Genomic DNA, 13,454 nt, shown 5'->3' on the forward strand with positions numbered 1-13,454 from the left:
CCGGGGGAACAAGACCTCTGGAGCTTAGCCAACAGGGAGGTGGCCCGGTCAAGGATTTGGCCGAGAGTGAAGCTTTTCGCTTAGGGCGGCAGGGGGCGTGACCGGGGGGCTCCGGGGCGCTCGGCAGGAAGTCCCACATTCTGTGGTCTTTTTGCCGAGTGGCGGCCGCCGAAGCGTGGCCGGGACTTTGCAGTCCTCCTTCGGGCCATGTGTCGCCACACAAACGTCCGATTCACAGGAGGGCCACCGAGATGACCGCTTCCTACGATCTCGCGTCGGCCACGGCCGTCGTGCTCGCCGGTGGGCTCGGGACCCGCCTTCGGAGCGTTCTCCCGAATCAGCCGAAAGTTCTGGCTCCGGTCGGCGGCCGGCCCTTCCTCTCCTACCTGCTCGATCAGATCGGCGCGGCCGGGATGCGGCGAGCGATCCTGTGCACCGGCTACCTGGGGAATCAGATCCGCGCCATCTACGGCGACTCCTACGAGCGCATCGATCTCGTCTACTCGCAGGAACCCACTCCCGCCGGCACGGGTGGCGCACTCCGGCTCGCACACGAGCATATCTGCTCCTCGTCGATCCTGGTGATGAACGGCGATTCGTACTGCGACGCCGATCTGCTGGACCTGTGGGACTGGCATCACGTCCACCCCGCTCACGTCAGTGTCGTCACGGCGGAAGTCGAGGATGCGGGATCGTTTGGTCGAATCGGGAGCGACGCCGCGGATCGCATCGTTCGCTTTGCAGAGAAGACCGACGACGAAGGACCCGGACGGATCAACGCCGGAATCTACTTGATGCACACGGCACTGCTGGGACGAATCCCGGCCCATCAGAACGTCTCGATGGAGAACGAGCTCTTCCCACGCTGGGTCAGCGCTGGCGGTGTCTTCTCCTATCCTACCAAGGCTTCGTTCATCGACATCGGTACGCCGACTCGCTTCAAGCGCGCCGAGGAATTCGTTCGTTCCTGCCGGTCGACCCATCCCCGACCGCTGGCAATCGATGAGGTCGCGAGCGCGCTGGCCTCCGTACAGGGAGATGCGGTTTGACGTTTGCCAGCCTGCACGAGCAGCTCTTCTTCGACGCCGTGCTTGTTCGCGACAGCGGCGACCGGGGCCTGATCGGCCTCTCGCAAGATCTTCGCCATCTGGTCGTCCGTGAATCTGCTCTTTCGCATTTCGCTCTCCGTACTGGTTGCCGGTGAGGCAGATTTTCATGCCTCAACTGGTCCGAAAAACTCAGAGCAGGCCAGTAGGCCCAGACCTGGTTAGCCTCGGCCGCGACCGGTGTCTTCGGCCTCCACGCCGACACCACCCCGCGCAGCCGCTTCTTCGGCACCTGCAGACCTGATTCGCGCCAGAGACGATGTGCACGCTGATTGCTCGTCTTGAAACCTGCCCAAGCCAGCCAGCCTTCCGCGACGTCATCGGCTCGGGTCAACATATCGTCGCCACGAATGAGACCCTCGATAAGTGGGGCCAAGCCCTGATGGAGGACTTGGACTAACGGGCTCATTCCGCAGCGGAGAGGCTCTCAGCCGCCCTGGCCGATTGCCTAAAGCGCAACATGGCCTGCGACGCGACTCGGAAATCCCACGAAAATCGGCGGGCCCGACGTCGCCTACACCTGCTTCTATTTCACTGAATCCCAGATCGCCTCGCGACCGCGACCCCCCGAATGAACCGCCATCGTTCCCGCGACACGATCGCCCTGTGTATGGGTGCAACCGGTCTGGTCACTCGGGGCTTTGCTACTGCGGCTACGCCGCCGCGGCCCTGTTCCTAAAACTCTACCTCGCTCCAGGCTTCGCGCTGGCGGCTACCCGTCGGCCTGGGGAAATAGGCCGTTCATGTTGACTACCGCCGGCACCGAGCTTTTTCTAGGCTACGGAATGACGTCGTCCCAACGTCGCTTCCTCCATCAGGTCGGGGCCCATGCAAATCCGGCTGGTTGGCGTGAGATATCCAGCTACCTTATATAGTCTGTGAGAGATGATTAACTCGGCTCTAGCCCATGTGGATGCGGTCGCGATCTGGCGGCGGCGCATCCTCTCCGCAGTTGCTTGGTCATACTTAGGGCTGGGCGCGATCGCTGCTGCCGTCGGCATCGGTGTTGCGATTGCACATGAAATTTGGAGTATTGTTGTTTTCGACACAACCGCCTTGCTCGCTGGGGCCGGCCTGGCGCTGTGCCCCGAACGGTTCTATCGGTTCAAGTCCATATCGCTGATCGTTCTGACCTATACAATCGGAGGATATTTCTCCTATCACTTTGGACCATTCGCAGCTGGCCCGTTGTGGTTGTTCGCGGGCCCAATGCTTTCGGGAGCTCTGTTCGGCTGGCGGGCCGCACTCGGTTCCATCGGGTTCTTGGTGGTCGTTCTCGTCGCCATTGGCACCCTCTTGGCAAATGGCTCGCTGAACTGGCCTGGTGAATTGAGTGTTGGCAGTTGGTTCGTCATCAGCGGAAGCCTTGTGGCGCTTTCGGGCCTGCTTTCAGTTTCAATCGGCGTGCTGCTCGACGGTGTTGCGCAGGCCAATCGGGAGCGCGAAGCCGCGATCGAGACCCGCGAACTGCTCGAACAGCAGCTTCGTCATTCACAGAAGATGGAGGCCGTGGGTCGACTCGCAGGGGGCATAGCCCACGACTTCAACAATCTTATGGTCGCCATATCGGGCTTTACCGAGCTGGCGATGGACACATTAGAGCACGACTCCCCTGCGGCTGCGGACCTCTCCGAAGTGATGGATACGGTCACTAGGGCCAAGGGTCTCACTGCGCAGCTCTTAACGTTCTCTCGCAAGAATGCGTTGGCGCCTAAGCGAATTGATATCAACGACAGCATCCGAGACGCCCGTCGGCTGCTTGAACAGCTTTCGGGCCAAAACATCCGTCTGCACACGAAGCTCTGCACTGAGCCCTGTAGCACCAAGATCGATCCAGACTCCCTAATCCAGATCCTGGTCAACGCAACGACGAACGCGGCAGACGCAATGAAAGAGGGCGGCGAACTCTCGATTGAAACGTCGCGCATTCAGATTGACGGAGGTTCGTCTAGCTTGGACGAGCTCGATATGGAGCCCGGTGAGTATGTCGTCGTGTCGGTTACCGACACGGGTTCCGGTATCGCTGAGGACACGCTAGACAGGATTTTTGAACCCTTTTTCACTACGAAGAAAACCGGTGAAGGCACCGGCTTAGGTCTTTCGACATCTTGGGCAGTCGTGAATCAAGTGGGCGGCTATATCCACATGACGAGTGAACTGGGCCGTGGGAGCACCCTCGAATGTTTTTTCCACTTCACGCCGTGGGTGGCCCCAAAAATTGACCAAGCCCGTGTCAAATCGCCAAGTCGAGGTAATGAAAGAATCTTGGTCGTTGAGGATGATGAGCAGGTTCGGAGGTTGCTCATTCGGTCGCTCCGAGCAAAGGGTTATGAGGTCCTGCATGCAAGCCACGCGAAAGACGCCTTAGCGCTTGCACAACAGCCGCACATCGATCTCCTCGTTGCCGATGTGATCATGCCCGGTCAAAACGGGCGCGAGCTGGCCGCGAAGGTTGCCAAACTGCATCCCAAAATTGCGGTGCTCTATGTGTCCGACTACTCCGACGACATACTTACGCAGCAGGGTATTCTCAACGACGGCTTAAGGCTGTTGAAGAAGCCTTTCCAGCTGGATGTTTTTTTGAAGCTGATACGTGAGATTCTCGACGCTCGCGGCTGAAAAGTTTTCTATTCGCAGCATTCGGACTTTTGGACAGCCAAAAACAAGAGAAACGTCATGTACGCCCCTCGCGCTCGTGCCGACTCGCCCCTCGCTCGCTTATGCCGTGGACGATGTTGGCTCGGATGGACGCTCATCGGGCCGGCGTGGCCCGAATCCGGCTGCTCTTTAAATCGCCCTGCGGTCTCGCCCCGACCGGTGCGCCCCGAGAGCCATGTCCGGACCGCGTGCCGGAGCCGGGCTTGCCGAGGGCCGCACTTCTGTTGAAAGATCCTACCGATGCAGTCCACGATCACGATTGCGGGAATCGGCAGCCTCCACGCTCACAGCCTGATGGTCGGGCTCGCTGTCGTGCTTGCGGCTTCGCTCGGCATTCGAAGCGCAGTGCGGAACGCAGAATTACCGCTGCGATCGGTGCTCGCGGCGGTGGTTCTGATCGCGCTCGCGGTGTTCGTCGGCGGCCGCCTGCATTTCGCGCTGCCGCGACTCCATCTTTTCGCTTACGATCCACTGCACGTACTGCGGCTCACGAGTGGAGGCCTCCACGCTCCCGGTGCCATCTGCGGTGCAGTCGTTGGTGGTTGGGTGAGTCTCCGGGCCCTCGGTTTGCCGGTTGCACGCTTCGCGGATGCATTCGCGCCGTCGGTGGGGGTCGGCATCGCGGTTGCGCGCCTGGGCTGTTTCCTGAATGGCTGCTGCTTCGGTCTGGTGTGCGAACTGCCCTGGGGCCTCGAAATGCCCGTTGGTAGCCTGCCGTACCGCGAGCAAATCGAGAAGGGAATTCTCCCGCGGGGTGCGGCACGCTCCCTGCCGGTCCACGCCCTTCCTCTCTATTTTTCGGGCGTCGCATGGGCCATCGCCGCCTTCACGAGCCGGCTGCAGAGCCGGAAGTCGTACGACGGCCAGGTCGCCTTGTGGATGCTCTTCCTCTTTTCTGCTTCGAGCGCGGCCCTCGAACCGCTCCGACACGAACATGCGATGAGGATTTATCTCGGCCCGTGGCCGCAGCTGCAATGGGTCACGCTAGCGATGAGTCTCCTGTCGTGCGGCGCCCTTCTCGCTCGGTCGCGCGCCTCCGGCGGGCGCCGGAGCTCGCCCCAGATCAGCTCGCCTCCATCGTGAGAACGGTAGCCGACACGAACGGCCCATTTGGCGTCGAGGTGAAGTAGCGGGAGAGCGATCTCGATCCCAGGTACGGGGGAGGCGGGGGGCATTCGATCGCGTTTGAGAACCGCTACCGCGGTCTGCCGACGATGGCGGCAGGACACCGAAGTGCCAAGGCCGCCGCAAGTGCGAAAGACCGGACACTGACGGACACAATGGCCGATGGCCGCGTAATCGACCCGCCCAGCGGCCCGGGCGAGCAGGCCTTAGGGCCATGCGGTCATCTAAAGTTCTTTAGAGGTCTCGCCGCCAGCGTGTCCCGCCCACGCGGGCGACGCCAACCCGGGGCCTGCCTTGCGCGTCGGGCGCAACGGGAGCAAAAACGGCCGAGGACCACGCTCTAAACCAACGGCCGCTCGAATTTTTCGTCTGGGGCGGATCTAGAAGCTACACGAACAGGCGCCGCCCGCATCGCTGCACGTCCCACCGCACACGCCACAGGAGGAGCCCGTGGCACACGAAGCGCCGCTACAAACTCCGCCCTCGCATAGATCGTTCTGGGTACAGACCTCGCCATCATTGCAGATCGTCCCGTCGGGCGCGGACTCGTTGGGCGGGCACGACACACTGGACCCGGTGCAGAGCTCGGCCGCGTCGCACACGTGCGTCGAGGCGCGACATTCGAGGTTCGCAGCCGAAAATTCATCCAGCGGACAAAAAGCGCTCGAGCCATCGCAACTTTCGACGACATCGCATACGTCCGCCACTGCGCGACAGGTGACGCCGGCCGCCGCCACAGCGTCGCTCGGGCAGGAGGAGCTGGCGCCGGAGCACACCTCGGTGACGTCGCAGGGATCCGTCGAGGACCTACATTCCTCTCCCTGATCGCGGAAGCCGTCCGACGGACACCCGGGGCCGGAGCCCGTGCACGACTCCGGTTCGTCGCAAATTCCGTTTGCCGCACGACATAAGATGCCCGACTCAGCATACGTGTCTGTCGGGCACGCGCCGCTTTGCCCCGTGCACAGTTCGGGGAGGTCACACGCGCCCTGTTGAGAGCGACACGTACCCCCCGAAGGAGAAAACGCATCGGTAGGGCAGGTGACATCCGTTCCCGTGCAGGTCTCAGCGACGTCGCAAGCGCCGACGGCGAGGCGGCAGAAAGCTCCAGCCGAAGCCAACACGCACTCACCGGTACAACAGGTCGAGCCAGTCACCCCGGGGTCGCAGATCTCACCTCCGTCCACGACGCCATTCCCGCATGCTGAAGCGACCACCTCGGTGTTCACCGTCACCTCGGTCGCGCTCCCTCCCGCGGGAGAGACCGAGGCGACGAGGGTCAGGGCCACCTCTTCGCCCACGAGAATCTCGTCGACGTACCAGCCCACCCCTCCGACGGAACTGTCGGATGCGGAGCGAAAGCGGATTTTTACCGACTCGCCGGCAAAGCTCGAAAGGTCGACGACACTCTGCTTATAGCCACCGCTTGAACCACTGAAGGCCTCGCGCCCCGAGATCGCGTTCTCGAATTGGGTCGAGATCGTGTCGTTGTAGCCGCCGGAGGTGAAGTACGTTCCCAGATCGCCCCACGAGGAGCCCCCGTCGGTAGAGATCTCGACCACGCCCCCGTCGTAGCCTGTCTCGAAATCGTAGTCGCTCCAGAAGCGCAGCTCCGCATCCGCTTGAATCGAGAACGCGTTCTGCGTCGTCAGGTACTGGTCACTCAAGCCGGAGGGGTCCGTAGCAAACCAGGACGCCCCCGAACCCTCGCCCGGGCCGACACATTGTGGATCCGAGAGGTCCGGACGAACCAGCACGACTCCCTCAATCGAGTTGATCGCGACCAGGCCGCTTGGGTAATACGGGAACGCGCTCCAGGCGCCGGCAAATATCGCGCTGTCGCTGTCGGGGTACACGTCGAACGAAGCCACCTCACAGAGCGTGCCGGAGGAAATGTCCGTCAGCTTCAGAATCCGCAGGCCCGACGTGTAATTCGCCTGGTAGACGAAATCACCCCTCGTGTAGTTGTTGTGATCGATCGAGGGAAGAGCGCCCGTGTAGCTGGCCGCGAAGTCCGGCGCATCGAGGTCGGACACGTCGACGATATACGTCCGGGTCTTGTGCCCGGCATTTTGTTCGTCGAGTTCGTCGTTCATGAGGATATGGACTTGATCCTCCGTGAGCCACCCCTGGTGGGTATAGCTCACACCTGCATAAGAGGTCCGTGAAATTTGTACCGGCGCGCTCTTATTGGTGACGTCGACGATCGTGAGTGTGTCCTCGTTGTAGGCAAAGCAGATCTCGCGACCGGAATACGTCGAATCGGGTCCGGAGTACACCACGCACTGCACGTCATGGGTGTAGCCATCGTCGCTGTAACAGCCCGCAAACGTGGGCGCGGACGGCGTCGAGACATCGACGATGTGGAGTCCGCCTGCACAGGAGCCGGTACCCACCGCGTAGACGAAATCCGTATCCTCATTGACGCCGAGGTTGTGACAATTTCCGAAACCATCATAGTGCGCGGTCGCCGAGAAGCTGTGCGGAGGAGATGGGACGTTCCGTAATTGCGTCAAGTCGAAGACTTGCATGCCATGCCCAGAGGCCTCGCTCACGATGAAGGCATGGTTTCCGAGGACCTTGACATCACGCCAGTCACTTGAAGCGGTATGGGTGGCGAGGGTTCCCAAAAGAACCGGGCTTTGCGGATCGGTCACGTCCAGAAAGGAAACACCACTCTGACGACCCGCAATGTAGTACTCCCGATTCGTGGTCGGGTCCGTCCAGCCCCAGCCGTCGTTTCCCTCGTCAGTGCCGCCGCCAATGGCCGAAAACGGCAAGAACTGCTCGAGGTTGGTCTTGTGGCAGGCAAAGACCCCGGCATGTCCATCTGCGCACGCGGTAGCGGCGACCACCGAGGTGGGAACCTTGCCGGCGGATTTGGAGCCACCGAAGGCATTGTCTTCACTGAGTTCCCAGTTGGCCGAGCCACTTCCATTCGTCAATGCCCAGAGGGAGCCCCCGGCTTCCATGTCGTCCTCGAAAGCGATGCCGCTTCCTCCGGTGACGGTCACCGTCACCTGAAACGTTCTCTGGGCAGAACTCCCGACATTCAGATCAAAGATTGGCCATTGTACGATGCCGCCCGAGCCGCTTCCGGAGTTGCTTGCAGACGCGGCCACGTACTCGCTTCCCAGCGGAACCGCGGCCGTGAGGGTAAGATCCTCGAGCGCCTCCGTGCCGCTATTTTGAACGGTGGCGGTGTAGGTCACGGTGGCTCCGGTCGAGGCCGGCGACGGATTGGCCGAAACGGTGAGATTCAAACCGCTGGGCGCCGCGCACGCCTCGCCGGTCAAGATCCCGCGATCGCACGCCGCCGTGCGAATGGCCGCTTCGTTCGCGCCCCCATTTAGGTCGACGTCTGCCTGCAACAGCCCCGCGACTGCATCGGCCATCGTGGCATTGCAGGGCAGTCCGAAATGATGCTGGAGGATGAGCTGATCGGCGGTCTCACGCCCGATGGCGAGGTGGATCTCCCGCAAGGTGTGCGACCAGATCTGCCCATCATGGTGGACCTGTCCCTGAAGATCTTCCGGATAGTGATTTCCGGTATCCACGCGCCGCAAGCAAGGCGGGTTTGTCGAGCTGTAGCTGGTCGCATCCCATTCCGCGATACATGCCGCATCCGAGCCTTGGTAGGTGGGGTCGCCCGCGCCCAGGAAGAAGGTGTAGGCCAGGTAGTCTCCGAAGGCCTCGCCCATCGCCCCCATCTCGCCTCCGCCCCAGCAGGAGTTCTGCTGATGCTGCACTGCGTGGCCGAACTCGTGCGCGATCACGTCGGCATCCTCCGCATCGTCTACGCCACCGCATCCAAAGTGGATCGCGTCGTCGCCGGTGGAATAGAAGGAGTTGTCGGCGTCATCCCACTGCGCGTTTGCTTTGCTGGGGAAGTCGCGCACACCGTTTTGCGCGCCGGTGTCATCGTCGAAGCCCAACGAGTGAAAGTATTCCTGGATTTGATCCACGGTGTAGTAAATCATCACCTGTTCGAAAAAAGGGTTGTCACGCGTGTAGTCGTAGATGCGATCGGGCTCCTCGGCAAAGGAGCTCGCACACGTCCCGCCAGCTAGCGTGACATCGACCCAGGTGCCCCGCAGTTGTCCGGTGCCGGAATCGAGGCGCTTGAGCACGACATCGATCCGCGACGCTTCCAGAGTAGGCGAGTTCGCATCGTTATTGTCACTGAGCGAGGTGTTTCCGGTGTGCTGAACGGGGTTGGGACTGAAGAGCTTGGCGCTGCCAACGTCGAACGCGATGCGATTTTCCTGAAAGAGGATCTTGCCCGTCTCCCCATCCACCACCGTCAGGAAATCGCCCAGCGGATCGGCGGAGTACACCCAGAACTCGCGGGCAATGCGAAGCTCGCCCGTGTTTAGAGGGAACCAGACTTTGCGGTAGCGGTGGGCGAGCCGGACTTCCTGCACGCCGGCTGCCTCTTTGGCCAGCAGAAGTGCTCGGCTGCGCGAGATGCCGGGTTGGGCGCTGCCCGACGTCCTTTTGACGCGATAACTGGTATGAAGGCTCACTATCGAACCGTCGCTCCCCTGATTCACCTGCACGAATGCTCCGTAGATGGGCACGCCTTCATGCTGTTGTTCGAATCGAGTGTGAGCACTGACCGAGGTCCGACGAACGTCCGCGAGCACGAGATCGGCCTGGTTCGCATTAATTGCAAGGGGGGTCGCGAAGTGAGCGAGAAAAGCGCGCGCGCTGGCCTCGGGTTGATCGAGGTTGCCCTTGAATTGACATCCTCGATAGTTGCGACGGCCGGTCAGATCGATTGTCTTCGAGTTGGGCTGAGCGGCGCAGGGCAGCCGCAGGTTGTCCTCCGGATGACGGGCGGTCTGCGCCGCCCCGACCGAGGGGAGCGCCAACACGGCGCTGAGGATCGCTCGTGCGAGAAGTCGATGAGGCCCCAGGCGGCCCCATACTTTCGACAGGGTTGAAGAGGGAGACAGTGGGAGAGTTTCAATTGGCATGGATCCTCCTGGGGCTGAACGATACCAGAAGCCGTCCGCTCATACCGGGGATGTTTTCAATGATGCACGCCTTCCGCAAGCCTGCGGGCCCAATAGGGCAGTTTGGTCCTTCGCCGTCGTGAGGAGGGCCGGGGCCGGCTACAAGGATTCGCCCGCCCCCGCGCTCGCACGCTTCATTGCCGGCCCGCTGGCCACGGCCTCGGGAGCAGTCACGTCTGGGCAAAAGCGTGGTGTTGCTCGACGCCCGAAAACTCTGGCCTGTTCGCCCAGGCCACCCCAGAAAAAGCCCAAGCCGACGAACGACCAACCGAAACGCGGGAGGAAACAGGAAAGCCCTGTTCACCTCGTAGGCGCCGGGCGGTTGAACGCGGCGGGTGAATGCGAAGATCCAAGCTTGTTTTCATGTTGCGTCAGATGTGGGCTCAGTCGAGGGGCACTGGGGTCTTGACTTCGGCGTTGCCCCTCGTGGAGACCAGTTCCGCGCCCCCGTGCTGACGAAGGCGGAAGGCCAGTGCGTAGGAGTCCGGTTCGGTGGGCGCCTGTGCGGGGACCACCACCTCGGTTTGGCCGCCTGGCTCGACGTCGCGCTGCAGCCGCTAAACAGTCAGCGGGCCGACCACCGAACACCGCGCGTCGAGCCATTGCGCCTCGACGATGACGAGCCCGTCGTCGGGTGTCGACGTGGAGGTCAGCCCAGGATGTTGCTCCGAACTCAATCGAGTTCGTTTGCCGTCGACAGGTTAACGGGTGAACGTCCCATCTGCACAGTGAACGCCGAATGTAGCCCAGCAGCGGGACTCTTGGTAGGAGGAAGCCGCGGACTTCGCCCTGGATGCGACCAGGCTAAGCAAGGCGATGATCGTTGCTGCGGCACTCGCGTATTTCCACAAGGAAACCGGCGTTGCTCCCCTCCCCTAAACGGAATAGACCGTCCGCCCTCCTAGCCCTCGCCTCGCGATCGGCTTGGCTTGCGCGGTTCCTACGAACATCCATCTTTCTCGCCTCGGCCACCAACACGCCGATCAGCGAAACTACTTCAAGTGTTTAGACTTGTGCGCGGCGTGGTTGTAGGACTTCTTACAAAGTTCGTACGCCTTTTTTGGGTCGGTCGCTCTCAAGGCAAATCCCTGGTCATGGAGAATTTGGGCCTGGCCGTTTATTTTGTAGAGTACATCGGCCGCGTCGATCGCCGCTTGGGCTGCTTCGCAGGCTTCATCGAGGCGCTGTGTGTAGAGCATAGTGGTAATGCTGCCACCTTTTTGATGCATCATCTGCTACAACTGCGTGGCGAGGATTGTTTCGGTGTTTTGTTCGGTCTTCGTTGCATCGGCGAGAATCACGTCAATTTTCGTGTCCATCGCGGACAACGTTGCCATGATGCTCTCCTGATTGGTCTTCAAATAGTCCTGACGGGCAAGGACCGTTTTGGTTCTTGCCCCTTCAACGTTGCCCGAGCACATTAGATCTTTGCGGAATATGCCTTCGGCGGTAACCAGCACGATGTCAGCAGCCACGCAGGCCAGTGATCCGTTGCCTCCCTCTCCTACGATGACAACCACCTCGTTACAGCCCCGATTGGCAACGTTCCAGACCCCCTTGGCGGCCAACCATACACCTAAGGCAGCCTCCAGTTCGAAAGCGGAGTCGCCGGTTGTGCCACACTCCGCCGAAGCGTAGTCGGAGATTTCAGGCCACGCTGTCCTGGCGGAGCTATGTTGACGCGGGTCCGATGCAGAGTTTGTCTCGGTTTGAAATCTGAATTGCAGAACAGCGTCCACCAAGCTGCCGAGATCAGCGGTTCCATAGATTAGTTCCAGTTCGCTATCGGAAGCTGCGGCAACCGCGTTGCGGAGCAGAGATGCTTGACTGATTTTCCCCAGTTCGGCAAAGCCGTCAGCAATTTGCTCGAACTGCATTCGAATCTCTGCCTCAGCATCAGCGGCTGGTGGAAAACTAGCTCCAACGCTGACCAACAATGCGCCGATAAGACAGGCTCTGAAAATCAACATGTTTCTCCTCGTTCAAATGGCAGCGGAAATTACCGCCAACCTGCCCCAGTCGCCTTCTAACCGTCAACCCCAAGACCTGCCCCCGGGAGCGTCGGAGACGGCGTTCGGAGAATCGAGGCTTGTCCGTTTTTCAAAGCCCCGCGCGTGCGGGACGAGACGAGACGAGGCGATGGTTCTCGGATGGAATGCGGGGATTTCAGGGGAGCAGTTCAGACGAACCCGGTTCAACGAGCCCTTGTCTGGATGAGGAGCGCGCGCAAGCGTTGTCTGCGTGCCCCCGGGGTAAGGTTATGGATGGCGGAAGCTCCTGTTCCCGACGATGGCCGGTCCTCGGGGGGGGGGGGGGGGCGACCCGCATCCGCTGGCACAGGAGGAGCGCACGAGCGCCGGATTTCGGACGGGCGCTCGCCGCCGAGTCCGCCAAGTGCTCTCTGCGGGATGCCCCTCCTGCCAGGCGTGCTCTGCCGGCCAGCCTGTCCGCAAGAGTTTTGCGGTTGCCTGAGGTTCTGCGGCTAGGTTATTTCTTATTTCCAAGAAGCCTCGGCGCAGTGCGTGCGCTCCCCCGGCCCCACGTAAATCCAGCCCCTGAAGAGGACCCCTCCCTTGATAACTTCACGCCCGTTCACTTTTTTTGATCTGTCCACCCGCCTGCGAGCCAGGCGTCGCGTGCGGCAGGCCGTGCTCTTTGCCGTAGCGATCGCCATAGCGCTTCCAGGACTCCCGGCTTCGGCCTCGGTGGGCACGAACGACCTCGCCAAATTTTCCGGTCGGGCCGATCGCGTCGGCGAAACGGATCGCACCGGGGGCCTGCGCTGGGAGGCGCGCTTCGAGGCGCCGAGGCCAGATTCGATCGACCTCTCTTCGGGCGCTCGGGTCTTCATCGGCGGAGCACTCACCGAACTGGACGGCACGTCGCTCTTCTCGATCGACGGATTCGACGTCTCGACGATTCCGCTCGAAGCCGCCCGCAATGCGCGTGCCGATCGGTCGAAGTTCGAGTTTGCGGGTCGAGACCGTTCTGGAACGCGCGCGCAGGTCACGTGGCGCAACGGCCGGCTCAAGATCAAACTGCAGAGCGGGCGCGCTCACCTTCAGGCCCCCGCGGCCTGCGTAGGGGGAGCGAGCGAAGCGGTTCTGCGATCGACGGTCGCGGTCGAGATCCCCGGCCTGCCGCGCCAGGAGTTCACCGCGACTCAGCCATGGAAATGCTCGTCGCGGCGCAGTTGCGACGGATGTTTCGATCTTCGTGCCAAGATGCGCCGCACGGGGGGCTCCGGTCCGGCCGGGAACCGCCCACCACAGGCCAGCCTTCGCTTCGAGAACCTCACCCGCGATCGTGACGCGGCGAACTGGATACGCCTGGACGCCCGAGGCTCGGAGGATCGCGATGGGACGATTGCCTCTTATGAATACGCAATCAGCTCCCGGTCGGATGGAAGGTCCCTGGAAGCTCCCGGTCAGACGATGTCTCCGGTCGCTCACGTTGAACTCTCTCCGGGCGACTACGAGGTCCGAGTCACGGTCACCGACGACCAGGGCCAGCGTGGCACCGAAGTGCGGAACCTTTCGATCTCGGG

The 13,454-nt window shown here is 61.7% G+C and carries 7 protein-coding genes and 1 pseudogene; 4 read left to right on the top strand and 4 right to left on the bottom strand.

All coding sequences use genetic code 11. The annotated features are described in order from the left end of the window. Positions 1-251 precede the first annotated feature (251 nt). Positions 252-1,049 carry a nucleotidyltransferase family protein gene (locus tag P8R42_19700; protein ID MDG2306825.1) on the top strand — a complete coding sequence of 266 codons (798 nt, stop codon included), beginning with the start codon at positions 252-254 and terminating at the stop codon, positions 1,047-1,049. A gap of 17 nt (positions 1,050-1,066) precedes the next feature. On the opposite strand, the pseudogene P8R42_19705 reads toward P8R42_19700, so the two are convergent. Beyond that, a pseudogene (locus tag P8R42_19705) lies at positions 1,067-1,177 on the bottom strand (transposase). A gap of 814 nt (positions 1,178-1,991) precedes the next feature. Between P8R42_19705 and P8R42_19710 the strand changes: the two are divergent. Both P8R42_19710 and P8R42_19715 read left to right on the top strand, forming a co-directional pair. Then, positions 1,992-3,725: an ATP-binding protein gene (locus tag P8R42_19710; GenBank protein ID MDG2306826.1), complete on the top strand. Its 1,734-nt coding sequence runs from the start codon at positions 1,992-1,994 to the stop codon at positions 3,723-3,725. Positions 3,726-4,004: 279 nt separating this feature from the next. Continuing rightward, positions 4,005-4,847, top strand: a complete 843-nt coding sequence (locus P8R42_19715; protein MDG2306827.1) for a prolipoprotein diacylglyceryl transferase — start codon at positions 4,005-4,007, stop codon at positions 4,845-4,847. Between the two features lie 422 nt (positions 4,848-5,269). On the opposite strand, the gene P8R42_19720 is transcribed toward P8R42_19715, so the two are convergent. From P8R42_19720 to P8R42_19730, 3 genes are all read right to left on the bottom strand, one after another. Then, the gene (locus P8R42_19720; protein ID MDG2306828.1) at positions 5,270-9,766 is read right to left on the bottom strand and encodes a choice-of-anchor B family protein; all 4,497 of its coding nucleotides are present in this window, start codon (positions 9,764-9,766) and stop codon (positions 5,270-5,272) included. Positions 9,767-10,899: 1,133 nt separating this feature from the next. After that, entirely contained in the window at positions 10,900-11,139 is a 240-nt protein-coding gene (locus P8R42_19725; GenBank protein ID MDG2306829.1) for a hypothetical protein, read from the bottom strand. A gap of 3 nt (positions 11,140-11,142) precedes the next feature. Next, a complete protein-coding gene (locus tag P8R42_19730; protein MDG2306830.1) occupies positions 11,143-11,877 on the bottom strand; it encodes a hypothetical protein in 735 nt (244 codons plus the stop codon). A 603-nt stretch (positions 11,878-12,480) separates the two neighbouring features. Between P8R42_19730 and P8R42_19735 the strand changes: the two genes are divergently transcribed. Further along, positions 12,481-13,454, top strand: a 974-nt coding sequence (locus tag P8R42_19735) for a PKD domain-containing protein (GenBank protein ID MDG2306831.1), incomplete at its 3' end; no start/stop codon positions are given.

The sequence above is a fragment of the Candidatus Binatia bacterium genome (assembly GCA_029243485.1).
Classification (GTDB): Bacteria; Desulfobacterota; Binatia; order UBA12015; family UBA12015; genus VGTG01.